Annotated in this window: 25 protein-coding genes; 19 read left to right on the top strand and 6 right to left on the bottom strand. The window is 64.1% G+C overall.

All coding sequences use genetic code 11. The features are described 5' to 3' along the window. Positions 1 to 71 precede the first annotated feature (71 nt). Together FJ430_RS08780 and FJ430_RS08775 are read right to left on the bottom strand one after the other, a co-directional pair. The gene (locus FJ430_RS08780; protein WP_140709576.1) at positions 72 to 419 is read right to left on the bottom strand and encodes a hypothetical protein; all 348 of its coding nucleotides are present in this window, start codon (positions 417 to 419) and stop codon (positions 72 to 74) included. 296 nt (positions 420 to 715) lie between these two features. Continuing rightward, entirely contained in the window at positions 716 to 1,618 is a 903-nt protein-coding gene (locus tag FJ430_RS08775) for a GntR family transcriptional regulator (RefSeq protein WP_140709574.1), read from the bottom strand. A 470-nt stretch (positions 1,619 to 2,088) separates the two neighbouring features. Here FJ430_RS08775 and FJ430_RS08770 point away from each other — a divergent pair, with 470 nt between their 5' ends. The 5 genes from FJ430_RS08770 (at position 2,089) to FJ430_RS08750 (ending at position 8,692) form a co-directional block, all read left to right on the top strand. Next, complete coding sequence (locus FJ430_RS08770) at positions 2,089 to 3,594, top strand: UxaA family hydrolase (RefSeq protein ID WP_140709572.1); 1,506 nt, start codon at positions 2,089 to 2,091, stop codon at positions 3,592 to 3,594. Positions 3,595 to 3,931: 337 nt separating this feature from the next. After that, positions 3,932 to 4,927 carry an ABC transporter substrate-binding protein gene (locus tag FJ430_RS08765; protein ID WP_140709570.1) on the top strand — a complete coding sequence of 332 codons (996 nt, stop codon included), beginning with the start codon at positions 3,932 to 3,934 and terminating at the stop codon, positions 4,925 to 4,927. Positions 4,928 to 5,086: 159 nt separating this feature from the next. Further along, positions 5,087 to 6,640, top strand: a complete 1,554-nt coding sequence (locus tag FJ430_RS08760; protein WP_140644614.1) for a sugar ABC transporter ATP-binding protein — start codon at positions 5,087 to 5,089, stop codon at positions 6,638 to 6,640. Beyond that, complete coding sequence (locus FJ430_RS08755; protein ID WP_140644615.1) at positions 6,637 to 7,602, top strand: ABC transporter permease; 966 nt, start codon at positions 6,637 to 6,639, stop codon at positions 7,600 to 7,602. The genes FJ430_RS08760 and FJ430_RS08755 overlap by 4 nt, the downstream gene beginning before the upstream one ends. Positions 7,603 to 7,672: 70 nt before the next feature. Then, positions 7,673 to 8,692 (top strand): zinc-binding alcohol dehydrogenase family protein, encoded by a 1,020-nt coding sequence (locus FJ430_RS08750; protein WP_140644616.1) that lies wholly within the window; start codon positions 7,673 to 7,675, stop codon positions 8,690 to 8,692. Positions 8,693 to 8,987: 295 nt separating this feature from the next. On the opposite strand, the gene phnF is transcribed toward FJ430_RS08750, so the two are convergent. Further along, a complete protein-coding gene (phnF, locus tag FJ430_RS08745) occupies positions 8,988 to 9,764 on the bottom strand; it encodes a phosphonate metabolism transcriptional regulator PhnF (protein WP_140709568.1) in 777 nt (258 codons plus the stop codon). Between the two features lie 92 nt (positions 9,765 to 9,856). On the opposite strand from phnF, the gene phnG reads away from it, so the two are divergent. The 12 genes from phnG to phnE (FJ430_RS08685) all read left to right on the top strand — a co-directional run bounded on the left by phnG (position 9,857) and on the right by phnE (FJ430_RS08685) (position 20,583). Further along, positions 9,857 to 10,318 carry a phosphonate C-P lyase system protein PhnG gene (phnG, locus tag FJ430_RS08740; RefSeq protein ID WP_140709566.1) on the top strand — a complete coding sequence of 154 codons (462 nt, stop codon included), beginning with the start codon at positions 9,857 to 9,859 and terminating at the stop codon, positions 10,316 to 10,318. After that, positions 10,318 to 10,929: a phosphonate C-P lyase system protein PhnH gene (gene phnH / locus FJ430_RS08735; RefSeq protein ID WP_140709564.1), complete on the top strand. Its 612-nt coding sequence runs from the start codon at positions 10,318 to 10,320 to the stop codon at positions 10,927 to 10,929. The genes phnG and phnH overlap by 1 nt, the downstream gene beginning before the upstream one ends. A gap of 1 nt (position 10,930) precedes the next feature. Then, the gene (locus tag FJ430_RS08730) at positions 10,931 to 12,046 is read left to right on the top strand and encodes a carbon-phosphorus lyase complex subunit PhnI (protein ID WP_140709562.1); all 1,116 of its coding nucleotides are present in this window, start codon (positions 10,931 to 10,933) and stop codon (positions 12,044 to 12,046) included. Between the two features lie 253 nt (positions 12,047 to 12,299). Continuing rightward, positions 12,300 to 13,199: an alpha-D-ribose 1-methylphosphonate 5-phosphate C-P-lyase PhnJ gene (locus FJ430_RS08725; protein ID WP_140709559.1), complete on the top strand. Its 900-nt coding sequence runs from the start codon at positions 12,300 to 12,302 to the stop codon at positions 13,197 to 13,199. Then, the gene (phnK, locus tag FJ430_RS08720; RefSeq protein ID WP_140544515.1) at positions 13,196 to 13,972 is read left to right on the top strand and encodes a phosphonate C-P lyase system protein PhnK; all 777 of its coding nucleotides are present in this window, start codon (positions 13,196 to 13,198) and stop codon (positions 13,970 to 13,972) included. The genes FJ430_RS08725 and phnK overlap by 4 nt, the downstream gene beginning before the upstream one ends. A 68-nt stretch (positions 13,973 to 14,040) precedes the next feature. After that, positions 14,041 to 14,748, top strand: coding sequence for a phosphonate C-P lyase system protein PhnL (gene phnL, locus FJ430_RS08715; RefSeq protein ID WP_140654423.1), 708 nt, complete (start codon positions 14,041 to 14,043; stop codon positions 14,746 to 14,748). Next, positions 14,745 to 15,356 (top strand): DapH/DapD/GlmU-related protein, encoded by a 612-nt coding sequence (locus tag FJ430_RS08710; protein WP_140709557.1) that lies wholly within the window; start codon positions 14,745 to 14,747, stop codon positions 15,354 to 15,356. The genes phnL and FJ430_RS08710 overlap by 4 nt, the downstream gene beginning before the upstream one ends. A 115-nt stretch (positions 15,357 to 15,471) precedes the next feature. After that, a complete protein-coding gene (locus tag FJ430_RS08705; RefSeq protein WP_140709555.1) occupies positions 15,472 to 16,182 on the top strand; it encodes a DUF1868 domain-containing protein in 711 nt (236 codons plus the stop codon). Positions 16,183 to 16,298: 116 nt separating this feature from the next. Continuing rightward, positions 16,299 to 17,156: a phosphonate ABC transporter ATP-binding protein gene (gene phnC / locus FJ430_RS08700; protein ID WP_140654418.1), complete on the top strand. Its 858-nt coding sequence runs from the start codon at positions 16,299 to 16,301 to the stop codon at positions 17,154 to 17,156. 140 nt (positions 17,157 to 17,296) lie between these two features. Then, a complete protein-coding gene (gene phnD, locus FJ430_RS08695; RefSeq protein ID WP_140644626.1) occupies positions 17,297 to 18,205 on the top strand; it encodes a phosphonate ABC transporter substrate-binding protein in 909 nt (302 codons plus the stop codon). Between the two features lie 58 nt (positions 18,206 to 18,263). Continuing rightward, positions 18,264 to 19,217, top strand: a complete 954-nt coding sequence (gene phnE, locus FJ430_RS08690; RefSeq protein ID WP_140709553.1) for a phosphonate ABC transporter, permease protein PhnE — start codon at positions 18,264 to 18,266, stop codon at positions 19,215 to 19,217. Between the two features lie 7 nt (positions 19,218 to 19,224). Beyond that, complete coding sequence (gene phnE, locus FJ430_RS08685; RefSeq protein WP_413467867.1) at positions 19,225 to 20,583, top strand: phosphonate ABC transporter, permease protein PhnE; 1,359 nt, start codon at positions 19,225 to 19,227, stop codon at positions 20,581 to 20,583. Positions 20,584 to 20,871: 288 nt separating this feature from the next. Here phnE (FJ430_RS08685) and FJ430_RS08680 read toward each other — a convergent pair whose 3' ends face one another. The 3 genes from FJ430_RS08680 to FJ430_RS08670 form a co-directional block, all read right to left on the bottom strand. After that, positions 20,872 to 21,723, bottom strand: a complete 852-nt coding sequence (locus FJ430_RS08680; protein WP_140709549.1) for a sugar phosphate isomerase/epimerase family protein — start codon at positions 21,721 to 21,723, stop codon at positions 20,872 to 20,874. 217 nt (positions 21,724 to 21,940) lie between these two features. Then, entirely contained in the window at positions 21,941 to 23,128 is a 1,188-nt protein-coding gene (locus FJ430_RS08675; protein ID WP_140709546.1) for a Gfo/Idh/MocA family protein, read from the bottom strand. A 145-nt stretch (positions 23,129 to 23,273) separates the two neighbouring features. Beyond that, positions 23,274 to 24,329: a sugar phosphate isomerase/epimerase family protein gene (locus FJ430_RS08670; RefSeq protein ID WP_140709544.1), complete on the bottom strand. Its 1,056-nt coding sequence runs from the start codon at positions 24,327 to 24,329 to the stop codon at positions 23,274 to 23,276. A gap of 400 nt (positions 24,330 to 24,729) precedes the next feature. On the opposite strand from FJ430_RS08670, the gene FJ430_RS08665 reads away from it, so the two are divergent. Both FJ430_RS08665 and FJ430_RS08660 read left to right on the top strand, forming a co-directional pair. Further along, the gene (locus FJ430_RS08665; RefSeq protein ID WP_140644632.1) at positions 24,730 to 25,617 is read left to right on the top strand and encodes a sugar phosphate isomerase/epimerase family protein; all 888 of its coding nucleotides are present in this window, start codon (positions 24,730 to 24,732) and stop codon (positions 25,615 to 25,617) included. A gap of 57 nt (positions 25,618 to 25,674) precedes the next feature. Beyond that, positions 25,675 to 26,844 carry a mandelate racemase/muconate lactonizing enzyme family protein gene (locus tag FJ430_RS08660; protein WP_140644633.1) on the top strand — a complete coding sequence of 390 codons (1,170 nt, stop codon included), beginning with the start codon at positions 25,675 to 25,677 and terminating at the stop codon, positions 26,842 to 26,844.

Here is a 26,844-nt window from a genome sequence, read left to right as displayed (position 1 = left end):
GGATCGCGCCGCTTTGCGGCTGCGAACAGTCTGATCATTGGATGAATAGGCCCGCGAAAAGTTTCCGCGGATCAGACCATTGCCGGCGGCGCGCGTGGATTGGCCGGCGAGCGATCGCGGGCAAAGTCGAGATGCTGGAAGGCCGGAACCGCAAAAGCGACCGTCTCGAACGCCGTCGCTCTGTGAAGCGCGCCTGCTTCCGGCGGCGGCAGATGCACCGGCGAAACCATGCTGCAGCCGAGCGAGCAGCAGGCCGGCATACGCTGCTGGTGCGGATCGCCGCCGGGGAGCTTTACCGCGCCTTCATGCGTGCAGATGACGTTGCCGAAGACGTCGAGCTGCGAAGGCGCGCCGAACGCGAAAGCGCCGAGAGAGGACTGAAGCAACAGGAGCAGCGCCGCGACGAACGCGGCCGGCATGCTCCATCGTCTCAGCCGGATATCCAACGGAAAGCCTCTCCCGGAAACTTGATCGACACTAGAGCAATTCCAGGAAAAGTGTGAAACGGTTTTCCGTCCGGGATTGCGACCAATAAGGAAATAACACGGAGGATGTGGCTGGAAAATCGGCAAAACCGCGCTGCGGCAACGCGGCGCGACGCGCTTGTTTTTATGCATTGTCGTTATCCCAAAACCGCTGCGCGCTTCTGGGCGACATGCATTAGGGTCTGTTGAGATTCCAGGTCAGGCCGGCATCACCTGAATGTCGACAGACCCTAGGCAGGCTGCGCCTGGCGTCCTTCGGGAATCGAGCTCAGCAGCGTCTGGCGCGCCGACTTCAGGTGCTTGCGGCAGGCGGCGTCCACCTTGCCGGGATCGCGCGATTTCAGCGCCGCGATATAGGCAAGATGCTCCTGGACCGCGACCTCGTTGCGCTGGCGCTCCTCGGCCTTGTTCCACTGATAGTGGTAGTGGAAGATCATCGCGATGACATCGTAGAAGTCGACGATGAAGCGGTTGTGCGAGGCGCGGTGGATCAGCCGGTGGAAGCGCTCGTCGAGCTCGGAGAATTCGGTGAAGCGCGTGGCGATCTCGCTGGCGAGCTGGCGATGCTCGACCTCCAGCCGATCGAGATCGGCCCAGACCGCGCTATCCTCTGGCAGCGCGGCGAAAGCCGCCGCCGAACGCAACTCGAACATCTCGCGGATCTCGGTCAGCTCCAGCGCGAAGGCGCGCGTGAAACCCTTCAGCACCCAGTGGCTGTTGCGCCGCTTCTCGATCAGCCCGAAGCGCGAGAAGCGGATCAGGAATTCGCGCACGCTGGTGGTGCCGACGCCGATCTCGCGCGCCAGCTCCAGCTCGTTGATCTGCATGCCGGCTTCCGCGCCTTCCGCAAGCAGGCGCCGCATGAAGGAGCGCTCGATGATCTCGGCGAGCGAATCGGTCTCTTCCTCGGGGAAGAAATCCTCCGGCCGCGGCGCCCTGAGCACCGTCTTGTTGCGTTTGTTCCAGGCGATCAGCCCGGTTTCTTCCATGCGCGCAAGAATGCTGCGCACCGTGGTGCGGCTGACGCCGAGCAGCGTGCCGAGCTCAGGCTCCGACGGCAGGCTCTTGGTCTCGTCGAGTAGCCTGAGGCAGCGGTTGAAGGCGTCCTTGTAGACATTGTTGCTCTTCGACATGCCCCGTATCCCCCAACGCTTGCCGCGGCCTGCCGGAAGCGCGATATGATGGGTGTTCCTAGAGCAGTTCAGCGTTTCCCGGAATCGCCGAACTGCTCTAAATCCTTGTTTCTGCGCAATTCCGGACGGAAAACCGCTACGCACTTTTCCTGGAACTGCTCTAGAGCATGATGTCGAAAAGTGTGAAGCGGTTTTCGGGCGACATCATGCTCTATCTCTTTGATTTAGAGCCGGATTCAGATTTCAGATCAAACGGACCTGAAACCATCCGGCTCTAGCGCAAGCCTCCGAAAAGCGGAACGTTTTTCGCCGGCTTGCCAAACGGGTGGCGCGGGCGTCCAAAAGACGCGCGCCACCCAGGGTGAGAAAACAATTGACGCAGAATTGTTTTTTCCCGATAAAAGACATTACCTTTAAACGGGCGCAAGTCAATCCGCCCGCATTCCCAGGACCACCCAGGACAGCCGCACGTGACCATTGCAAACACCATCCTTCTCTCGCCCTCCGATAATGTCGCCGTCGCCAACGGACGCATCGAAATCGGAACGCCATTGCCGGGCGGCGCCGCCGCGACCGCCGTGATCGAGCCCGGCCACAAGGTGGCGATCAAGTCGATCGCCGCGGGCGAAGCGGTGGTGAAATACGCGCAGGCGATCGGCCGCGCCACGCAAGCCATCGCGGCAGGCGAGCATGTCCACTCGCACAATCTGGTCTTCGAGAGCGGCCGCTTGCCGGTGGTGCCGCCGAGCGAGGCCGAGCACGCCACCGAGGCCGACCGCAAGCGCACCTTCATGGGCTACCGCCGCGCCGACGGGCGAGCCGGCACGCGCAACTTCATCGGCATCATCGCCAGCGTCAATTGCTCGTCGACCGTCTGCCACGCCATCGCCGACGAGGCAAATCGCACGCTTCTGCCGAAATATCCCGGCATCGACGGCTTCGTGCCGATCGTCCATGGCCAGGGCTGCGGCATGAGCGCCACCGGCGACGGCATGATGGTCCTGCACCGCACTTTAGCCGGCTATGCGCGCCACCCGAATTTCGGCGGCATCCTGATGGTGGGGCTAGGCTGCGAGGTCAACCAGCTCACGCTTTACGGCCAGAAGGGCGTGGCCGCCGGAAAACGCCATTTCAACATCCAGGAAGCCGGCGGTTCGCGTAAATCGGTCGAGAGGGCGATGGGCGTGCTGGCCGAGATCGCCGATGAGGTCGGCCACTTGCAGCGCGAGCCGATCCCGGTCTCGGAGATCGTCGTCGGCCTGCAATGCGGCGGCTCGGACGGCATGTCCGGCATCACGGCAAATCCAGCGCTGGGCGCCGCCGTCGATATCCTGGCCGGTTGCGGCGGCATCGGCATCCTGTCGGAGACGACCGAAATCTACGGCGCCGAGCATCTGCTTGCCTATCGCGCCGCATCGCCCGAGATCGCCGCCAAGCTCGATGGCTATGTGAAATGGTGGGAGGACCATACCGCCAAGCACGGCGCCTCGATCGACAACAACCCCTCGCCAGGCAACAAACGCGGCGGCTTGACCACGATCCTCGAGAAATCGCTGGGCGCCGTCGCCAAGGGCGGCCAGACGCCGCTCAACGGCGTCTTCGGCTATGCCGAGAAGGTTTCGGGCAGCGGCCTGGTGTTCATGGACACGCCCGGCTACGACCCTGTCTCGGCCACCGGCCAGGTCGCGGGCGGCGCCAATGTCATCGTCTTCACCACCGGCCGCGGCTCCTGCTTCGGCTGCCGGCCGACGCCGTCGATCAAGGTCGCCACCAATTCGACCATGTATCACCAGATGGAAGAGGACATGGACGTCAATTGCGGCGTCATCGCCTCGGGCGAGAAGACAATCGCCGGCATGGGCCGCGAGATCTTCGAGATGATCATCGAGACGGCGTCCGGCCGCAAGACCAAGAGCGAGGCGTTCGGCTACGGCGACAACGAATTCGTGCCCTGGCATCTCGGCGCGACGCTTTAGTCGCAGGCCATTGTCGTGGAGGAAGCGCCGCCAGCAAGGAAGTCGGCCTTCACAATCGCGCGACCTCACGATGGAATGAATATTCCACATTGACAGTACCGTGAAATTATCGTTCCATATCCACAAGGAGGAACGGAAGCGCCGATGTGCTGCCAGGAGGGGCCGGACAAAGCTCATCCGGCATCACACAAACGGCACCAGACACCGCTTGCATCGACCATGGCGATGCATTATCAAAAACAGGCATCTGTTTTTTATTGATAAAGTTCTGTTCGGGCCGCGCCTATCCAGACGGAGCTTCCGCAACCTTCACCAGGCGACTTTAGGGAGGAACCTAATGAAATTCGTGACCAGCCTTCTCAACCGCCGTGCTTTCGTGGCCTTGGCCGCCGCGTCGATGCTCGCCGGCGCGATGCATTCCGCGCCCGCCTCGGCTGCCGACGCGACCATTCCGATCATCGTCAAGGATACCACCTCCTTCTACTGGCAGATCGTGCTGGCCGGCGCGCGCAAGGCTGGCAAGGACCTCGGCATCAACGTGCCGGAGCTCGGCGCCCAGGCTGAAACCGACGTCAACGGCCAGGTCTCGATCCTCGAGAACGCCGTCGCCAGCAATCCGGCGGCAATCGTGATCGCCCCGACCGAATTCAAGGCGCTTGGCAAGCCGATCGATGAAGCGGCCTCCAAGGTCAAGGTCATCGGCATCGACTCGGGCGCCGACTCCAAGGCCTTCACCTCCTTCCTGACCACCGATAACGTCCAGGGCGGCCGCGTCGCCGCAGACGGCCTCGCCGCCGCCATCGCCGCCGCCAATGGCGGCAAGATCGAGGGCGACGTCGCGCTGATCACCAACGCCCCCGGCGCCGGCTCGCTCGAACAGCGCAAGCAGGGCTTCACCGAACAGCTCAAGGCAAAATATCCGGGCCTGAAGCTGGTCGCCGACAAATACGCCGACGGCCAGGCCACCACCGGCCTCAACATCGCCACCGACCTGATAACCGCCAATCCGAACCTCAAGGGCATCTTCGCGTCCAACCTGATAATGGCGCAGGGCGTCGGTCAGGCTGTCGCCGAGAACAACCTTGGCGGCAAGCTTGCGTTGGTCGGCTTCGACAGCGACGAGAAGCTGATCAAGTTCCTCAATGATGGCGTCATTTCCGCGCTGGTCGTCCAGGATCCGTACCGGATGGGCTATGACGGCATCAAGACCGCTTTGGCCGCTTCCAAGGGCGAGAAGGTCGAGGCCAATGTCGACACCGGCGCCAATCTGGTGACCAAGGCCAACATGAAGGATCCCAAGATCGACGCGCTGCTCAACCCGAAGCTCAACTGAGCAACGTTGCTTGCAGTCGTTTCCGGGGCCTCGGCGCCCCGGAAACAGCCGTCACAGCGGCTTGGCAATTCGCCGGCTTGCTTTAGGCTCAGTCCTCAAGATGCGCGCCAGACGCATCGCTGTGTATCCAACGGTTAGGATCAATCTGGGAGGATTGTCATGACGTCGACGGCGCAGGACCTGCACCCCGCCCCCACGCTGGCGCCGGGCCGGACGATCCTCGAGCTCCACGGCCTGGAGAAGCGCTATCCCGGCACGCATGCGCTGAAGCCCGTGCATCTGGCGTTCAAGGCGGGCGAGATCCACGCCATCGTCGGCGAGAACGGCGCCGGCAAGTCGACCCTCATAAAGCTTCTCACCGGCGTCATGCCGCGCACCGCGGGCGATGTCATCTGGGAAGGCAAGCCGGCAGCCTTGGCCACACCGCATGAGGCGATGGCGCTCGGCATCAACGCCGTGCACCAGGAGGTCGTGCTTTGCCGTCACCTGACGGTCGCCGCCAACATGTTCCTTGGCGAAGAGGATTCGCGCTTCGGCATCCTCCAGCAGCGCGCCATGGTCAGGGAAGCGCAGAAGATCATCGACGATCTCGGCTTCGACCTGCCGGCGCATGTCGTGCTCGGCGACCTCACCATTGGTCAGCAGCAATTGATCGCCGCCGCCCGCGCCACCGTGCGCGGCACCAAATTCCTGATCTTCGACGAACCCACCGCCTACCTCACCCGCAAGGAAGCCGACCAGTTGTTCACGCTGATCCGACGGCTGAAGGGCGAAGGCGTCACCATCATCTACATCAGCCATCGCATGGAGGAAGTGTTCGAGCTCGCCGACCGTGTCTCGGTGCTGCGCGACGGCACGCTGGTCGGTACCCGCAACATCGCCGAGACCAACGACGCCGAACTGGTCAAGATGATGATCAATCGCTCGATTGAGCAGGTTTACCACAAGGAGCATTTCACGCCGGGCGCGACCATCGTCGAAGCACGGAACCTGTCCGGCAAGGGCTTCGAGAATATCTCGATGACCGTACGCGCCGGCGAGATCGTCGGCCTCTACGGCCTGATCGGCGCTGGCCGCAGCGAGTTCGTCACCACGCTGTACGGCCGCCACAGGAAGTCGGCCGGCCAGATCCTGTGGGAGGGCAAGGAGGTCCAGGTCAATTCCGAGCACGACGCGATCCGGCTCGGCATGGCACTGGCGCCGGAAAGCCGCCGCGATCAGGGCCTCTGCCTCAATTTGCCGGTCGGCATGAACCTCAACCTGCCGATCTACAAACGCATCTCCAGCAACCTTTTGATTTCCGGCGCCAAGGAGAAGGCCGAGGCCGATCGCCAGATCGCCGGCCTCAGGATCAAGACGCCGACGCGCGGCGCGCTGGCCTCCAGCCTGTCGGGCGGCAATCAGCAGAAGATCGTCATCGGCAAATGGCTGGCGCACGGCGCCAAGCTGTTCATCTTCGACGAGCCGACCGTCGGTGTCGATGTCGGCACCAAGGCCGAGATCTACCGCCTGTTCGGCGAGCTGCTGTCCAAGGGCGCGGGCATCATCCTGATCTCGTCCTACCTGCCGGAGGTCTACGAGCTGGCGGACACGCTGCATGTGTTCCGGCGCGGCAAGCTGGTCGCCACGCATGGTTTCCGCACCGCCGATCACGAGGACATTCTCACCCAGGCGCTCGCCGAGAAACAAGAGAAATTGGGAGGACAAAAATGAGCACCGAGGCGATCTCCGCCGAAAAGCCGAAGCGCAACTACAACGTCCTGTTCGGCCTGACGCTGCTGGCGCTGCTGGTGCTGCTCTGGATCGTCCTGTCGGTGGCGACGCCGAGCTTCGCTTCGGGCAACAACATCGCCAATCTGCTGCGCCAGGGTTCCATGATCGCCATCATGGCGGTCGGCCAGACCTTCGTCATCATCACCGGCGGCATCGACCTTTCCGTTGGCGCCGTGGTCGGCTTCGGCACAGTGGTCGTCGCCATGCTGATCAACGCCGGCGTCCCGATCTGGCTGGCCATTCTGGCCACCTTGCTGGTCGGTGTCGCCATCGGCATGTTTCATGGCTTCGGCATCGTCAGGATGGGCCTGCCGCCCTTCATCATCACGCTGGCGACGCTGACCTCGCTGCGCGGCATCGGCCTGCTGATGACCAACGGCAATTCGATCAACATCAACAGCGACAGCTTCACCGCCTTCTCCAGAAATTCCTTTATCGGCATTCCCAATCTGTTCTGGATGGTGATCCTGGTCGGCGTGCCCGCCTACATCTTCCTGCACCACAGCCGCTGGGGCCGCTACCTCTTCTCCGTCGGCTCCAATGCCGAGGCCTCGCGCCTGTCCGGCGTCAACGTCCAGCGCACCATCTACATGGCCTACACGCTGTCCGGCCTGTGCGCGGCCTTCGTCGGCGTGCTGCTTGCCGCCCGCATCGGCATCGGCAATCCGACCCAGGCCGAAGGCTGGGAACTGCAGGCGATCGCCTCTTCCGTCATCGGCGGCACCTCGCTGTTCGGGGCGGTCGGCTCGGTGCACGGACCGCTGCTTGGCGCCTTCATCCTCGCCACCATCAACAACGGCGCCAATCTGCTCAACGTCAACTCGTTCTGGCAGCGCATCATCACCGGCGTGCTGATCATCGTCATCGTCTACTTCGACGGCCTGCGCCGTCGCGGCAAATGAATCCTCCCTGACTTCCGCCGGCCTCGTTCGTACGAGGCCGGCGTTCTTTTTTGAATATTGGATTTGCGAAATGAAAGCCGTTGTCTGCCGCTCACCCGGCGAGCTTGTCCTCGAAGACCGCGCCGACCCTGGCGCGCCGCCGCCCGGTTGGGCGCGGGTTGCCGTCAGCCATGTCGGCATCTGCGGCACCGACTACCACATCTTCGAAGGCAAGCACCCGTTTCTGGCCTATCCGCGCATCATGGGCCATGAGGTCTCCGGCACCATCGTCGAGAAGGGCGAAGGCGTCGATCTCGCCGTCGGTGAGCCGGTCGTCATCAACCCCTATCTTTCATGCGGCAAATGCATCGCCTGCCGGCACGGCAAACCGAATTGCTGCGTGAAGATCGAAGTGCTCGGCGTCCATCGCGACGGCGCCATGTGCGACGAGATCCTGGTGCCGGTTGAGAATCTCTACCCGGCAAACGGCCTATCGCTGGCCGACGCCGCGGCGGTGGAATTCTTGGCCATCGGCGCGCATGCGGTGCGCCGTTCGCTCGGGCCTCCCGGCGCGCGCACGCTCGTCATCGGCGCTGGGCCGATCGGTCTCGGCACGGCGATCTTCGCGCGCATCGCCGGGCTGGATGTCAGCTTGCTCGACATGAGCGCCGAACGTCTCGGCTTCGCCGAAAAGGAACTCGGCTTTACCCCGCTGGACGGCTCGAAGGAGACGGCTGCCGAACTGGTCCGGCAAGCAACCTCCGGCGAGGGTTTCGACCTCGTGTTCGACGCGACCGGCAACACGCCGTCGGTGCAGTCCGCCTTCGCCCATGTGGCGCATGGCGGCACGCTGGTGCTGGTCAGCGTCGTCAAGGACGACATCGCCTTCTCCGATCCCGAATTCCACAAGCGCGAGATGACGCTGATCGGCAGCCGCAATGCGCTGAAGGCCGATTTCGACCATGTTGCGGCCTCGATCCGCAACGGCGCGGTGCCGCTGAACAAGCTCGTCACCCATCGCACGACGCTCGCCGCAACGCCGCGCGATCTGGCGCGATGGACGCATGAGAAATCAGGGCTGATCAAGGCGGTCATCGAGGTGGGGTCATAAACGGCAGCCGGTGAACCTGACCCGAATTGACGCCGCCGCGTAGGTCGACCCCCGCTCCGTCGAGCTTCGCTCGACACCTCTCCCCCGATCGACGGGGGAAGAGGAAAGGTGCGAGCTTATGCCGGCTGGCTCCCTTCCTCTCCCTCCGGAGGGGGGAGAGGTGGCGCCGCGAAGCGGCGACGGAGTGGGGGAAGGCGCTCCTCAAACGCGAAGACTCTGACAATTAAGCGGCCGAGCTGGGCTGACATCAGCGTGAGGCAGATCAATCACGGGTCTGAGACAAGGCCAGCATCTCCTACGACGCCGACAGCCTCAACTCCACCCGCTCCGCCGGGAACCGCGACTCCGCGAACTGGATCGGCTGGCCATCGAGCGTGACGTTCACCGCGACCGTGACCAGCACAATGGCGCCGGGCTGCAAATCAAGTGCAGCAAGGTCGTCGGCGTCGGCATGACGTGCCGACAGCACTGTCGAGTGCCGCAGATAATCGTTGATGCCGAAACGCTTCAGCGAGGCAGTGATCGACCCCGTTTCCGCCATAGCGGCCTCGATGCCGACGAAGCACTTGGCATCGAACCAGGTCGTCGCGCGCGACACCGGATGACCGTCGGCCTCGCCGCGCGTCTCCAGGCGGATAACGGCAGCACCCTTGGCAAGACCCAGCGCCTCGGCGATGCGCCGGCTGGCCGGCTCCGTCGATGACGACAACAGCGCGATATGCCGCTCGCTCGTCTGCCCTTGCAGTCCGGTCGAGAAGCGCGTGCGCGCGCCGATCGGATAGGACAGCCGTTTGCGCGACAAGACGAAGGTGCCGCGTCCCTGCTCGGCCTTCAGCACGCCTTCCTGCACAAGTGCGGCAATGGCGCTGCGCACTGTGTGGCGGTTGACGCCGTAACGTTCCGCCAGCGCGACTTCGGGCGGCAGCGCCGCGTTCTCCGCGAAATCGCCATTGGCGATCGCCTGCAGGATCCGATCGGCGATCTGCCGCCACAGCGACACGCCGTTACGCCTTTCGATACTAGCCGCCAGTCCGGTCACCCATCGCCCCCAAGCATTTTTGCCGGTTGTCATCCACCCGTCATGGACTCCCGTTACGAGATGAGTATAATTTGTATAGTTGTCTATATCAATAGACAAATTTTATGCATGTAAGGATCGATGCCATGCGAGGACAGGAAGCGCGCGAGCAGGCCGGGCGGAAGGCCTTGATGGCGACGCTGGCGCATGCCGCGGCCGATGAGATCTCCCGTCTGTGGAACGAAGCGGGCCTGCCGTCCGAGGCAGAGCTTTTGCGCGGCCCGGAGACCGGATTGGTGACGGTGCGCGGGCGGATCGGCGGCGGCGGCGCGCCGTTCAATGTCGGCGAGGCGACGGTCACCCGCGCCACGGTGCGGCTGCCATCCGGCAAGGTCGGCCACTCCTATGCGCTCGGCCGCGACAAGGGCAAGGCAAAGCTCGCGGCGATCGCCGACGCGCTCTGGCAGGACCCGGCGCATCGCGAGGCGGTCGAGACGAAGCTGGTCGCGCCCTTGCGCGCGGCGCTCGATGCGGCGCGCGAGACGCGGCGCGTCGAGACGGCGGCAACGAAAGTGGATTTCTTCACCATGGTGCGCGGAGAGGACTGATGGACATCGCCACGCAATCGATCGACGGCGGCTTCACCGAGCCGGTTTTCAACGCGCAGACCGTCTTCCGCGCCATCATGGACGCGATGGCGCGCCCCGGCACCGTCCAGGACCTGCCGCAACTCGCCCGCCCGCCGGTGCCATTGTCGGCGACGGCAGGCGCGGCGGCGCTGGCGCTCTGCGACAACGATACGCCAATCTGGCTCGATCCGCCCTTGCAGGCGGACGCCTCGGTCAAGGCCTGGCTCGGCTTCCACACCGGCGCGCCCTTGGCCAACACCCCGGCCGACGCGCATTTCGCCTTAATCGCCAATCCGAAAGAGATGGCGGCGCTCGACGGTTTTGCGCAGGGCACGCAAGAATATCCCGATCGCTCGACGACGCTGATCCTCCTGGTCGACGACCTCGCTTCAGGCCCGTCGCTGCTGCTCGACGGTCCTGGGATCGAAAAGACGTCGATGATCGCGCCTCCGGGCATGCCGCGCCATTTCGTCGAGCAGTGGAAGCAGAACAACCAGCGTTTCCCGCGCGGCGTCGACATCATCCTGGCGGCGCCCGGCAGCCTCGCCTGCCTGCCGCGCACCACCCGCATCAAGTCGATGGAGGCATGACATGTATGTCGCGGTGAAAGGCGGCGAGGCCGCAATTGCCAACGCCCATCGGCTGCTGGCCGACCGCCGCCGCGGTGACCGCTCGGTGCCGGCGCTGCGCCTCGACCAGATCGTCGAGCAGCTGGCGCTCGGTGTCGACCGGGTGATGAGCGAAGGCTCGCTCTATGATCGCGAGCTGGCGGCTCTCGCCGTCGTCCAGGCGCGCGGCGATATGATCGAGGCGATCTTCCTGGTGCGCGCCTATCGCACCACGCTGCCGCGCTTCGGCTACACCAACCCCGTCGATACCGGCACGATGCAGCTCGAGCGGCGCGTGTCGGCAACCTACAAGGACCTGCCCGGCGGCCAGGTGCTTGGTCCAACTTTCGACTACACCCACCGCCTGCTCGATCCCGAGCTTGCCGCCGGCGGCGAGGTCGAGACGCCGGCGCAGCGTCCGGTCGAACCGGAGGCCATGCCGCGCGTTTCGGCGATCCTCGCCCATGAAGGCCTGATCGAGGCCGATGGCGACATGCCGCTTGACCACGTGCCTGGCGATATCACGCGCGAGCCGCTGCAATTCCCGATGGCGCGCGACATCCGCTTGCAGGCGCTGTCACGCGGCGACGAGGGTTTTCTCCTGGCGCTCGGCTATTCGACGCAGCGCGGTTACGCCCGCAACCATCCCTTCGTGGGCGAGGTGCGCATCGGCGAGGTCGAGCTTGAACTCGACGTGCCGGAACTGCCCTTCGCCGTGCCGCTCGGCTCCATCCGCGTCACCGAATGCCAGATGGTCAACCAGTTCAAGGGCTCGGCCAAGGCGCCGCCGCAGTTCACCCGAGGCTACGGCCTGGTCTTCGGCCAGAGCGAGCGCAAGGCGATGGCCATGGCGCTGTGCGACCGGGCGCTGCGCGCCGGCGAGCTTGGCGAGGACGTCGTCGCCGCCGCGCAGGACGAGGAATTCGTCATCTCACATTCCGACAATGTCCAGGCCACAGGCTTCGTCGAGCACCTGAAGTTGCCGCATTATGTCGACTTCCAGGCCGAACTCGGCCTGGTTCGCCGCATGCGCGCCGAATACGAGGCGCGGGAAAACGAAGACAAGGCCGCCGAGGAAAAGCGGGAGGCGGCGGAATGAGTTCAGTGCCCGCTACCGGAATGTCCGCCGCCGCCACCAAACCAAGGGCCAGTAAAGCCACTGGCGCCCCCAACGGTCTCGCCGTGCGGGGGCTCTTTCGGCGTCGGAAGAACCATTTTGCGCAAAGCAAAGGCAGCGATGCCGGCAAACACCAACAGCAGCGCCCCAAGATGTATCCATCCGGTAGAAGTCATATGGCCGGGCTCCTTCGTTCTGGACATCAAATATATAGCTCAAAGCGGATGTGATCGCCATGACCGACATCGCCACCTACAACTTCGCCTATCTCGACGAGCAGACCAAGCGGATGATCCGCCGCGCCATTTTGAAGGGCATCGCCATTCCCGGTTACCAGGTGCCCTTCGCCTCGCGCGAGATGCCGATGCCTTATGGCTGGGGCACCGGCGGCGTGCAGGTCACCGCCTCGATCATCGGCCCGGATGACGTGTTGAAGGTCATCGACCAGGGCGCCGACGACACCACCAACGCCGTTTCGATCCGCGCCTTCTTCAAGAAGGTCGCCAAGGTCGCCGTCACCACCGAGACGGCTAAGGCCAGCATCATCCAGACCCGCCACCGCATTCCCGAGCAGCCGCTGACGGCCGGCCAGGTGCTGGTCTTCCAGGTGCCGATCCCCGAGCCGCTGCGCTTCCTCGAGCCGCGCGAGACCGAAACGCGAAAAATGCATGCGCTGGAGGAATACGGCCTCATGCATGTGAAGCTCTACGAGGACATCGCCAAGCACGGCCGCATCGCCACCACCTATGCGTACCCGGTCAAGGTCGAGGGCCGTTATGTGATGGATCCCTCGCCGACGCCCAAATTCGACAATCCGAAGATGCACCGCTCGCCAGCCCTGCAGTTGTTCGGCGCCGGCCGCGAAAAGCGCATTTATGCGGTGCCGCCCTTCACCGACGTCGTCAGCCTGGACTTCGAGGACCATCCCTTCGAGGTGCAGACCTTCGACCAGCCCTGCGCGCTCTGCGGCGCCGAGAATGTCTATCTCGACGAAGTCATCCTCGACGACCATGGCGGCCACATGTTCGTCTGCTCGGACACCGACCACTGCGAGAAGCGTCGCGAAGATGGCCATCACGGCCACCTTGCGCCGGAAACCCATCTCGCCCTTGAAACAAAGGAGCCGGCAGAATGACCGACGAACCGCTGCTGCGCGTTTCGGCGCTGTCCAAATTCTACGGCTCGCGCGTCGGCTGCGAGAACGTCACTTTCGACCTTTGGCCGGGCGAGGTCCTGGCGGTGGTCGGCGAGTCCGGCTCCGGCAAGACGACCCTGCTCAACTGCCTGTCGACCAGGCTGCTGCCCTCTTCCGGCACCGCGAGCTACCGCATGCGCGACGGCCAGTGGCGCGAGCTCTACCGCATGAGCGAGGCCGAGCGCCGCTTCCTGATGCGCACCGACTGGGGTTTCGTCCATCAGAACCCGGCCGATGGGTTGCGCATGACGGTGTCGGCGGGCGCCAATGTGGGCGAGCGGCTGATGGCGGTCGGCGACCGCCACTACGGCAAGATCCGCGCCACCGCCGTCGACTGGCTGTCGCGCGTCGAGATCGACGAGGACCGCATCGACGACGAGCCGCGCGCCTTTTCCGGCGGCATGCGCCAGCGCCTGCAGATCGCCCGCAATCTGGTGACCGGCCCGCGGCTCGTCTTCATGGACGAGCCGACCGGCGGCCTCGACGTCTCGGTGCAGGCGCGACTGCTCGACCTGTTGCGCGGGCTGGTCACCGACCTCGGGCTGGCCGCGATCGTCGTCACCCACGACCTCGCCGTGGCGCGGCTTTTGTCGCAGCGCATGATGGTGATGAAGGACGGCCGCGTGGTCGAAAGCGGCCTCACCGACCGCGTGCTCGACGACCCGCGCGCGCCGTATACCCAGCTTCTCGTTTCTTCCATCCTGCAGGTGTGACCGCGTGATCCCGAAAAGTGGAAGCCGGTTTTCGGATCAGATCATGCGGAAAAACGAAGGACTCTGATATGCCCACTCCTCTCGTCGTTTCCGATGTCGCCAAAAGCTTCACCATGCATCTGCGCGACGGCGTCACGCTGCCGGTGGTGGCAGGCGTCTCCTTCTCGATCCGCGCCGGCGAATGCGCCGTGCTCGGCGGCCCTTCCGGCGCCGGAAAAAGCTCGATCCTGAAGATGCTCTATGGCAACTACGCCGTGGATGAAGGCCAGATCATCGTCCAGCATGGCGGCGGCTTGATCGACCTCGCCTCCGCCAGCCCGCGCACCGTGCTTTCCGTGCGCCGCCACACCATAGGTTATGTCAGCCAGTTCCTGCGCACCGTGCCGCGCGTCTCCGCGCTCGATGTCGTCGCCGAACCGCTGGTCGAGCGCGGCGAGGATAGGGAAAGCGCACGGACGAGAGCGCGCGCCCTGTTGGCGCAGCTCAACCTGCCGGAAAAGCTCTGGGCACTGCCGCCGGCGACCTTCTCCGGCGGCGAGCAGCAGCGCGTCAACATCGCGCGCGGCTTCATCACCGAGCATCCGATCCTGCTGCTCGACGAGCCCACCGCCTCGCTCGACGCGAAGAACCGCGATGTCGTGGTCGAGCTCATCGCCGCTAAGAAGGCGGCGGGCGTTGCCTTGCTCGGCATCTTCCACGACCTCGACGTGCGCGACGCGGTGGCCGATCGCGTCATCGACGTCACCGCTTTCGCCGCCGGAAAGATCGCCGCATGAAGCTTTCGGAGACGCCACTGATCCACCCGACAGCGCAGGTCGAAAACTCGACGCTCGGCCGCTGGACCGAGATCGCCGAGCGCAGCCGCGTCGCCGAATGCGAGCTCGGCGACTATTCCTACATGATGCAGGACTGCGCCGTGTGGTGCGCGACCATCGGCAAGTTCTCCAACATCGCGGCGAGCGTGCGCCTCAATGCCACCAACCACCCGACATGGCGGCCGACGCTGCATCACTTCACCTATCGGGCGTCCGACTATTGGGACGACGCCGAACATGAAAGCGAGTTCTTCGCCGAGCGTCGCGCCAGGCGCGTCACCATCGGCCATGACACCTGGCTCGGCCATGGCTCGACCATCCTGCCCGGCGTGACCGTCGGCGACGGCGCGGCAGTCGGCGCCGGTGCCGTCGTCTCGAAAGATGTCGCGCCCTACACCATTGTCGGCGGCGTACCGGCAAAGCCGATCCGCGAGCGCTTCGACCGCCGCACCGCGGAGCGCTACCAGGCTTTAGCCTGGTGGGATTGGGACCACGCAAGGCTGCGCGCCGCCCTCGACGATTTCCGCGAGCTGGAGGCCGAGGCGTTCCTGGAGAAATATGGCGGCTAGGTGCGGTGAATGGCGAATGGCGGAAGACAAGGTCCCGGCCAGGGAAATTCTCTTCACCATTCACACCGTTGACACATGACTCGGACAGGACGCCATCTCCCCCAAGGAGATCGCGATGCTCGCCACAGTCAGACCTTCGCTCGCCGGATTTTTCGAAGGTACCAATCCGATGGCGCCAGTGCATCTCGGCACTCGTTACGACACGTCGGGCAATTTCCTCCTCGAGCCCGGCAACACGGTCGTCAGTCACCTCGTCGGCGGCTCTACTTCCGAAGCTGCAATCATCGAGGTGCGCAAGCGCATGCTGGCCATGCCCGACGCCGATCGGCTCGCCTTCACGCCGATCTCCAGCCTTCACATGACGCTCTTTCAGGGCATCATCGAATACCGGCGCCGCCTTCCCTACTGGCCATCGGACGTGGCGCTCGACACCGGCATCGACGACATGACCCGGCTCTATCTCGGTCGCCTGCAAGGCTTCGAGGGCCACGGCCCCTTCAAGGTCAAGATTGTCGAAGTCGTGCCGACCGGCCTCACCGTCGCCGGCGCCACCGACGAAGACCGCCGAGTCATGAAAGCGTGGCGCAATGCCCTTTCAGTGCCGTTCGGCTACCGCCATCCGGACCACGAGACTTATGCCTTCCACATCACCTTCGCCTACCAGATCCGCCGCCTCGCCGACGAGCGGGCCGAAGCCTGGCAGCACCTGTTCGATGACTGTCTGTCGTTCCTCGAGCGCGAGGCTCCCGTGATCGAGCTCAGGCCCCCGGCCCTCTGCAGCTTCAAGGACATGAAGCATTTCGAGGAATTGCTGGTGCTTGGTTGAATCTCCAAGCCTGTGGGACGTAACAAAACTGACATCAATCCGACACCCCAGCTTCATCGGCCTGCGCTAGCGAAGGTTAACAGACCTGCAAAAGCGCGACGGACTGGAGTTTTGGTATGTCAGCATCATCGGCCACGCTTGAAATCCGCGGCGTAACCCGACGATTTGGCAAGAACACCGCCGTCAGCGACATCAACATCTCGATCCCGCGCGGCCAGATGGTTGGTATCATCGGCCGTTCCGGCGCCGGCAAGTCGACGCTTTTGCGCATGATCAACCGTCTCATCGATCCCAGCCGGGGGTCGATTTTTTTTGACGGCGCCGAGGTCTCCAGCCTGCAGGGTCCGCCGTTGCGCCGCTGGCAGCGCGACTGCGCCATGATCTTCCAGCAATTCAACCTCGTGCCGCGCCTGGACGTCTTGACCAATGTGCTGCTCGGCCGCCTCAACCATCGCTCGACGGTTTCCAATCTGCTTGGCATGTTCACGCGCACTGAATGCGCCGAGGCGGTCGCCGCGCTCGAGCGCCTCGACATCGCCCGCACCGCGCTGCAGCCGGCCGGCACGCTGTCCGGCGGCCAGCAGCAGCGTGTCGCGATCGCCCGCGCCATGATGCAGCAGCCGAAAGTGCTGCTGGCCGACGAGCCGATCGCCTCGCTCGATCCGCTCAACGCCAAGGTGGTGATGGACTCGCTGCGCGACATCAATCTGCGCGAAGGCATCACCGTCGTCACCAACCTGCACACGCTGGACACCGCGCGCGCCTATTGCACCCGCATCATCGGCATGGCCGCCGGCAAGGTCGTCTTCGACGGCGCCCCGGAAGACCTCGACCGCGACGCCGTGCGCACGGTCTATGGCGCCGACGCCAGCGGCGCCGAGATCTCCGAAGCCATCACGTCGACCAGCGTGACCATCAAGCCGAAGATGACCGCATCCGCCGGACCGCTCGAACCAGCCTTCCCTGGCTACTGAGTCCACCGTCCCGGGCCCAGCCGGTGCGGGCAAATCGTGGATTTCAGCAGAGCAACCCGGATCGCCCGCCAGCGTCAAAGGCAAGACTTGAAAAATCAGAACGCAGCCGGCGCAGCCGGAACAACAGGAGAGAGATCGAAATGTTCAGGAAGATGGTTTTTGGGGCGGTTTCGCTGCTCGCCATGGCGGCAAGCGCCGCGCATGCCGCTGATATCAAGGAATTCCGCGTCGGCATCCTCGGCGGCGAGAACGAGACCGACCGCCTGCGCAATTACCAATGCCTCGCCGACCACCTGAAGTCGGAATTCGGCTTCGAGAAGGTCTCGCTGTTCCCCGCCGCCGACTATGACGGCGTCATCCAGGGCCTGCTCGGCGGCACGCTCGACTTCGCCGAACTCGGCGCGTCCGGTTATGCCAGCGTCTATCTCAAGGATCCGAAGGCTGTCACCCCGATCCTCACCACCAAGCAGACCGACGGGTCCACCGGTTATTATTCGATCGGCCTGGCGCTCAAGACTTCCGGCATCACCGATATCAAGTCGGCAAAGGGCAAGAAGCTCGGCTACGCCGATCCGGATTCGACCTCGGGCTATCTGATCCCGTTGACCCAGATTCCGAAGGACACCGGCGCCTCCAACGAGACCTACTTCGCCTCGACCCAGTTCAACGGCGGCCACGAGAACAACGTGCTGGCCGTGCGCGACGGCAAGGTCGACGTTGCCGTGGACGATTCCTCGGGTATCGGCGACTTCAAGAACGGCTACACCTCCGGCACCTTCCACAAGGAGGTCTCCAAGGGCGCCGTCGACCCGAACGACTTCGTCGAAGTGTGGCGCTCGGGCTTGATCCCGAACGGTCCGCTGGTCGTGCGCACCGCACTGGGCGACGACATGACCGCCAAGCTCACCGCCTTCTTCACCGCCCTGCCGGCCAAGGACAAGGCCTGCTTCGAAGGCGTCGAGGGTGGCGACTTCACCGGCTACGTCCCGGTGAAGCCGGAATTCTACAACGTCATCGTCGAAGCCCGCAAAGCCGCCATCGGCGGCTAATGGCAAGATCAGAAAGGGCGGTGTGCCTCCAGCACCGCCCTTTTTGCATGTCCCGATCATGACATCAGCGACACTCCATTCCGACGCCACCCGCCAGCAGGCCGACGCCTGGCGGCGCCAGACCTCGCTGCGCCGCTTCTACACCGCGCTGGGCGTCGGCCTGCTGCTTGTCGCCATGTGCGCCACCATGTGGTTCGCCGACGAGGCCAATGCCGGCCACTTCTTCGACCGGCTGCCGCATATCCTCGATTTCCTGAGCTGGCTGGTCCCGAAGGACTGGAACGACGTCTGGCGGGCGTTGTTCGACATCGCCTCACCCAACGACAAGGGCACGCAGGAATTCAACTTCCCGCTCGGCCGCGTCCATGTCTGGGGCGGTTTCTACATCCCTGAATATTTCGAGCTGATGCTGACCACGGTGAATGTGGCGCTGGTCTCGACCTTCATCGGTTTCGTCTTCGCCGTGCCCTTCTCCTTCATCGCCGCGCGCAACCTGACGCCGAACCCGATCCTGCGGCTCGTCGTCAAGCGCTTCATGGAACTGCTGCGTGCCTTCCCCGAGATCGTCATTGCCGGCCTGTTCGCGGCCATCGTCTCGATCGGCCCGGTCGCCGCCATCATCGCCATCGGCCTGCATTCGATCGGCGCGCTCGGCAAGCTGTTCTACGAGATCAACGAGAACATCGACATGCGCCCGGAGGAGGGCTTGCGCGCCGTCGGCGCCAACTGGTTCGAGCGCGTGCGCTTCGCCGACCTGCCGCAGGTGCTGCCCAATTTCATGTCGTACACGCTGCTCCGGATCGAGATCAACGTGCGCATCTCGACCATCATGGGCGCGGTCGGCGGCGGCGGTATCGGCGAAGAGCTGAAGCTTTCCATCTCGCGCGGCTTCGGCGCCAAGACGCTGGCGCTGGTGCTCCTGCTCTTCATCACCATCTTCCTCGTCGACCAGTTCTCCGCCTGGCTGCGCCGCAAGCTTGTCGGCGAGCAGGCTTTCCTGATGAGCGCTTGATATGGCTATGACCGCCGACGAACTAAGCGCCATCGAAAGCCGCTACCCGCAGGTGTTCCATCGTCCGGCCTACAAGCGTTTCTGGCCGTTGCTGCTGATCGCGGGCACGGTGCTCTATCTCGGCTATGCCTTGTGGTTCTTCAGCTTGCCGCAGGTGCTGCGCGAGTCGCACTGGGAGCGCCTGCCCCTCTTTCTGTCGCAATGGATCAGCTACGACCTGCAGCCGGAGTTCCGCCTCGACCAGCCACAGATCACGCCGAAATATCCGCGCTTTTCGGCGCTCGGCGAGAACCCCAATCCCGATTGGGTGGTCAGGAACCCCGACGGCATCTTCACGGTCCGGATCGACGGCGATGCGAAATCCGTCACCTTCGACAAGACCAGGGCGACGATCACGGCCAATGGCGTGACCGTGCCGATAGCGCTGACCGGCGGCAAGCCGGTGGTCACAGGCGCGGTGCCCGACTGGGTGACCGTCCATGACGACGAGATCGTCGCCAAGATGGGCTTCGCCGGCGAGGTGCGCGTCACCGTCGACCGCGTCAAGGTTCGCAAGCGCTTCCTCGGCTGGGCCAATTTCGTCTTCGACACGCGCTCGCCCTTCTTCGGCAAATCGGCCGGCGAGGTCATCTCGCTGATCGTCTCCGGGCCTGAGCTTCAGCCCGGCACGTCGAACCTCGCTTTGGCCGCCGACAACATCTGGAACAACGCGCAGTGGCAGCACGGCGATGTCTGGACGAAACTCCTGCAGACCATCGTTATGGCGTTCCTCGGCACCCTGCTCGGCGGTATCGTCGCCTTCCCGCTCGCCTTCTTCGCCGCCCGCAACATCACGCCGAGCGGCCTGCTCAGCCAGGTGCTGAAACGCTTCTTCGACTTCATGCGCTCGGTCGACATGCTGATCTGGGCACTGTTCTTCACCCGCGCCTTCGGCCCCGGACCGCTGGCCGGAAGTGCGGCGATCTTCTTCACCGAGATCGGCACATTGGGCAAAACCTATTCCGAAGCGCTTGAGAACATCGACGACAAGCCGCGCGAAGGCGTGCTCTCGACCGGCGCCAACGGCCTGCTCGTGCAGCGCTACGGCGTGATGCCGGAAGTGGTGCCGGTCTTCATCAGCCAGACGCTCTATCAGTGGGAATCCAACACCCGCGGCGCCACCATCATCGGCGCCGTCGGCGCCGGCGGCATCGGCCTGAAACTATGGGAAGCTATGCGCACCAACTCGAACTGGGCCAACGTCTTCTACATGGTGCTGCTGACGCTGCTCGTCGTCTTCATCTTCGACAACATCTCGAACTTCCTGCGCCGAAGGCTGAGCCGCACGCTGCATGATTACAACAGGCTGCAGGCCGAGCGGGGGTAGCCTTGTGGCGCGGAAGCGCGGGCATCGTATAGTGCCGCGCAAAGGGTCGACCCCCTCCGTCGAGCTTCGCTCGACACCTCTCCCCCGATCGACGGGGGAGAGGAAAGGCGCCAGACGAGCCGCGCCTGTCCTCGAGGCAGAGGCCTTCTTCCTCTCCCGGCGCCACCAAGCGCCCTTTCCTCTCCCTCCGGAGGGGGGAGAGGTGGCTCGGCGAAGCCGAGACGGAGTGGGGGAACCACTTGGCAACCGTTGCCAACGCAAATAGAAAATGGATCAGGCGCAGGGCCCCTAAGCCGCCTTCTTCCACCCGTCCCTGATATGCTTATACCCCTCGCGATAAACCGCCTCCGGGCTCTCCGCGAAATCGCGCCACACCTTCGTCGCCGCAGCCAGGTCCTTCAGCGAGCGTCCGAACGACTCGATCGTCAGCCAGTCGTCGTATCCGGTCCGGCGGATCGCCGCGAAAGTCTCCTTCCAGGGGATGTTGCCGCGCCCCGGTACGCCGCGGTCATTCTCCGAAATGTGGATATGGACGACGTTTCGGCGATGCTTCGTATAGGCGCCGATCGGATCGGCCTCCTCGATATTGGCGTGGAAGGTGTCGTACATCGCCTTGATGTGCGGCCGGTCGATCGCGTCGATATGCTCCGACAGGTCGGCCATGGTGTTGACGAGGTAGCATTCGAAGCGGTTGAGCGCTTCGAGCCCGATGGTCACGCCCTTCTTGCCGGCATGGTCGCCGATGGCGCGCTGCGAGGCGACCGAGCGCTTCTTCTCGGCTGCGGTCGGCCCGCTGCCGGAAAAGGCGCCCAGCGTCGAATGCAGCGGCCCGCTGAGGGTGTCCGCGCCGACGGCTGCGCTGCAGTCGATCGCCCATTTCATGTAGTCGATGCCGGCCTTGCGGGTCGCCGCATCCGGCGAGATCAGGTTCATCGCCGGATCGCCCATCGCCGAGACCGCGGTGCGCTCAAGGCCGATGCGGTCGAGCATTTCGCCGAGCTTTCTGTAGTCGTCGGGCGCCCCGACGAAGACCGGTATCTCGACGCCGTCGAAGCCGGTCGCCTTGATGTCCTTCAGCAGCGCCTCGTGCTTCTTCGAGACGCTGGTCGTCCACAAGAACATGCACATGCCGATTTTCATCGACGCCCCCTCCCCGCTAGCGGCCAACCCTTTGCGTTGGCCGGCCACACTCCCCCTCATCCGGTCGCTTCGCCGCCACCTTCTCCCCGAGGGGAGGTCGGCGCCGGCGTCGCTTGTCTCCTCTCCCCTCGGGAAGAGGTCGGATTGCCCCGAATTGCTCTTCGCAATTCGGCTGGCAATCCGGGTGAGGGGGACTCCCTTGGACGACGCAGCCGTCCTACAGTTTCGTCCACGCCCCATTCTTCTTCGACGACTTCACGCAGGCCTCGACGAAGGCCATGCCTTCGACGCCGTCCGCGATCGTCGGGAAGACGACGTCCTTGCCTGGCTTGCCGCCCTTCCGGCGCGCCGCGCGGATGGCCCTTGCGGCCTCCTGGTAGATATTGGCAAAACCTTCGAGATAGCCCTCCGGATGGCCGGACGGCACACGGCTGACGCGGGCCGCGACCGGCATCGCGCCGGCGCCGGCCCGGGTGAGCAACTGCTTCGGCTGGCCGAACGGCGTGTACCAGAGATAGTTCGGGTCGGCCTGCACCCATTCCAGCCCACCCTTGGAGCCATAGATGCGCAGCTTCAGCCCATTCTCGTGGCCGGGTGCCACCTGGCTTGCCCAGATCATGCCCTTGGCCGGATGCTTGTTGCCGACCGGCTTGAAGCGCAGCATGACGTTGACATTGTCGTCGAGCTGGCGCCCCGGCACGAACGCATCGAGATCGGCCGAAAGTGAATCTAGCTCCAGCCCGGACACGAAGCGGGCGAGATTGTAGGCATGCGTGCCGATGTCGCCCAGCGCGCCGCCGGCGCCTGCCTGCTTGGGGTCGGAGCGCCACGAGGCCTGCTTCTGGCCGGTAGCGGCGAGGTCCTCGGTCAGCCAGTCCTGCGGATATTCCGACTGCACGATGCGGATGTCGCCGAGTTGGCCCTTGGCCACCATCTCGCGCGCCTGCCGGATCATCGGGTAGGCGGTGTAGTTGTGCGTGAGCACGAACACCTTGCCGGTCTTCTCGACCAGGGCGGCAAGCTTCTTCGCCTCGGCCAGAGAGGTCGCCAGCGGCTTGTCACAGATGACATGGATGCCGGCCTCGAGGAAGGCCTTGGCCGCCGGCACATGGACATTGTTGGGCGTCACGATCGCCACCGCCTCGATGCCGTCGGGGCGCTTGGCCTCGGCCTTCGCCATCTCGGCGTAGGAGCTGTAGCTGCGCGCGGGATCGAGTCCGAGTTCTTCGGCCGATGCCTTCGCCCGCGCCGGATCCGACGACAGCGCGCCGGCCACCAGCACGAAGTCGTTGTCCATGCGCGCCGCGATGCGATGCACCGCGCCGATGAAGGCACCCTGCCCGCCGCCAACCATGCCATAGCGGATCGGGCCGCCTCCCGCTTCCGACTTCGATGCGCCGACCATTTCTTGTCCTCTCTTTAGCTCCTCACCCTCCCCCTTGCGGGAAGGGTCGACGCGCAGCGTCGGGGTTGGGGTATAGAGTCCGCTGCGACTTGGGATTCAACCCACCCGGACCTGTGGCCGAATCTCCTCAAGCAGAGTTCGTAGGTCAAATCCCCATCATCGCCCGCAACAGCTTCTTGTCGCTGGTGCCGCCGGCGAAATCGTCGAAGGCTTTCTCCGTGACCCGGATGATGTGATGCTGGATGAAGGGCGCGCCTTCGGCCGCCCCGTCCTCGGGATGCTTCAGGCAGCATTCCCACTCCAGCACCGCCCAGGAATCGTAGTTGTACTGGGTAAGCTTCGAGAAGATGCCGCCGAAATCCACCTGCCCGTCTCCCAGCGAACGGAAGCGGCCCGCCCGGTTCACCCAGCCCTGGTAGCCGGAATAGACGCCTTGCCGCCCGGTCGGATTGAACTCGGCGTCCTTGACGTGGAACGCCTTGATCCGCTCGTGGTAGATGTCGATGAACTCGAGATAATCGAGCTGCTGCAGCAGGAAATGCGACGGATCGTAATTGATGTTGCAGCGCTTGTGGCCGCCGACCGCGTCGAGGAACATCTCGAAGGTGGCGCCGTCGAACACGTCCTCGGAAGGGTGGATCTCATAACCGACATCGACGCCATTGTCCTCGTAGACATCGAGGATCGGCTTCCAGCGCTTGCCGAGTTCGGAGAAGGCCTCCTCGATCAGCCCGGCCGGCCGCTGCGGGAACGGATAAAGGTAGGGGAAAGCCAGCGAGCCGGTGAACGACACCGAAGCATTCAGCCCGAGATTCCTCGATGCCTTGGCGCCGAACTTCATCTGCTCGACCGCCCATTTTTGGCGCGCCTTGGGGTTGTTGTGCACCTCGGCCGGCGCAAAGCCGTCGAACTGCGCGTCATAGGCTGGATGAACGGCGACCAGTTGGCCCTGCAGATGCGTCGACAATTCCGTGATCTCGACGCCGGCATCGGCGCAGATGCCTTTCACCTCGTCACAATAGGCCTTCGACGACGCCGCCTTCTTGAGGTCGAACAGGCGCCCGTCCCAGGTCGGGATCTGCACGCCCTTGTAGCCGAGCCCGGCCGCCCATTTGGTGATCGAAGCCAGCGAATTGAACGGCGCGGCATCGCCCGCGAACTGCGCCAGAAACAGGCCGGGGCCCTTCATCGTCGTCGGCATCGGCATCCTCCCTCATTGTTTTCGCGACCAAGCATAGCGCCGATTGAAGTGAGGGCCAGCCTGTTTGGTCAATACTGTCGGCGTCTATGCGTCGCGCCATTCTGGTATTACCAAATCCCGTAATTCGGTCAAGCGGTCCAAATCGACGAGGACAGCTCGGGATTTCGAACAAATGAGCGAAATTACCTTATAAAATCAGACCATTGACTGATTGATTTGGTGTCATCCACCCACTTCTTGCCGTGCATGAAAATTTGCTGTAGAGGTCATGGAAGGCCCAATTGGTCGAACCAGTTTCAGGAAAAATGCTGGCAACGCCTTGGGGAGGAAACGTGCGACCGCTTCTATCGGAGCCGTCGCGGGGTAAAACGTGACAGGCGAATTCTGGGAAGGATAGACCATGCATCTTTCGACGCACAATTGGATGCGGGCGGAGCCGCTGGAGGTGACGCTCAAGCGCATCAAGAAATTCGGCTACGAATCGATCGAGATTTCCGGCGAGCCCGAGCAGTACAAGACCAAGGAGACGCGTGCGCTTCTCAAGGAGCACGGCATCCGCTGCTGGGGTTCGGTGACGCTGATGCTAGGCGAGCGCAACCTCGCCGCCAAGGACCAGGGCCAGCGCGAGCGCTCGGTCCAATATGTCAAGGACGTGCTCACCATGGTGAGCGAGCTCGACGGCGAGATCATCACGCTGGTGCCCGCGACTGTCGGCAAGGTCGTGCCGGACGGCACCGAGGCGGAGGAATGGGGCTGGGTGGTCGACGCCACGCGCGAGTGTTTCACCCATGCCAAGAAGGTCGGCGTCAGGATCGCCGTCGAGCCGCTCAACCGCTTCGAGACCTATCTCTTCAACCGCGGCGCCCAGGCGCTGGCGCTCGCCGATGCGGTGAGTCCCGAATGCGGCGTCTGCCTCGACGCCTACCATATCCATATGGAGGAATTTAACGTCTATGACGCGATCCGCCAGGTCGGCAAACGCCTGTTCGATTTCCATGTCGCCGACAACAACCGCTTCGCCGCCGGCCTTGGCCAGATCGACTGGCCGAAGATCGTGCGCACGCTGAAGGAAGTCGGCTATGACGGCGCGCTGACCAACGAGTTCGTCGCGCCCGTCGACCGCACGCCGGCGGCGCCCTATCCGGAGATGGTCGAGCGCAATCCGGTCGACATCTCGCCCGAGCAGCTCAAGTTCATCCAGGACCACGGCTCCAGCGTGCTCACGGAAAAATTCTACACCGACCAGATGCGCATCACCGCCGAAACGCTGCTGCCGCTGATCAAGTAGGCCTCCGATTGAAACCTATCCCTTCCACCCGGCGGGCGGAGGGGCCGAAGGGAAAACATGCGCATCAAACGCGTCCAGGCCTGGTGGGTTCGTATCCCGATCGAAGTCGCGAAGCAGCATCGCAGCGACTTCGGTCAGGTGACGACGTTCGACGCCGCCATTTTGCGCATCGAGACCGATGACGGCCTGGTCGGCTGGGGCGAGGGCAAGAACGCCGCCGGCAGCGCCGGCAGCTATGGCGCGCTCGTCCATATGCTCAACCACGAGATCGGCCCGCAGCTCATCGGCCGCGATCCGGCCGACATCGGCATCATCTGGGAAATGCTCTACAACGGTGTGCGGTACGAGACAGCGGCGCATGCCGGCCATGCCATGCCGCAGCTGGCGCGGCGCGGCATGAGCGTCGCGGCGATCAGCGCCGTCGACATCGCGCTCTGGGACATTCTCGGCAAATCGCTGGGGCAGCCGGTATGGCGGCTGCTTGGCGGTCGCAAGGTCGAGCGGATGCAGGCCTACGCCTCGGGCGGCTGGGCCGCTGCCGACGCCATCGGCGAGCAGTTGAAATCCTATATCGCCAAGGGCGGCTTCAAGGCGCTGAAGATGCGCGTCGGCGCCATGGACGGCGCCCCGCATGTCTCGGCCGCGCGCGTGCGCGCCGCAAGGCAGGCGATCGGGCCGGATGTCGATCTGATGGTCGATGCGCATGGCACCTACACCGTCGCCGAGGCCAAGCGCTTCATCAAGCTAACCGCCGATCTCGACCTTGCCTGGTTCGAGGAACCGGTGATCGCCGACGATAAGCCGGGCATGGCCGAAGTGCGCGCCTCGGGCGCGATGCCGATCGCGACAGGCGAAAGCGAGGCGACGCGCTACGCCTTCCGCGATCTGGCGGTGCTGAAATCGGCCGACATCTTCCAGCCGGATCCGGCGTTTTGCGGCGGCATCAGCGAGGCGATGAAGATCGGCACCATCGCCAGCGCCTTCAACCTGCGCTTCGCGCCGCACCTGTGGGCCGGCGCGCCCTGCTTCTTTGCCGGGCTGCATGTCTGTGCCGCCTCGCCCGCCAGCTTCATCATCGAATATTCGCTCGGCGCTAACCCGATGATCCACGACCTTGTCGAGGAGACTGTCGAAGCGAAGGACGGTATGATAGCGATCCCTGAAAAGCCTGGATTGGGTTTCACCATCTCCGAGCGATTCCTGGAGGCGCACGCGCAACGTATTTGA

The organism is Mesorhizobium sp. B2-8-5, from assembly GCF_006440675.2.
GTDB lineage: Bacteria > Pseudomonadota > Alphaproteobacteria > Rhizobiales > Rhizobiaceae > Mesorhizobium.
Note: the sequence above shows the minus strand (reverse complement) of the source record. Positions and strands in the feature narration are given on the sequence as shown.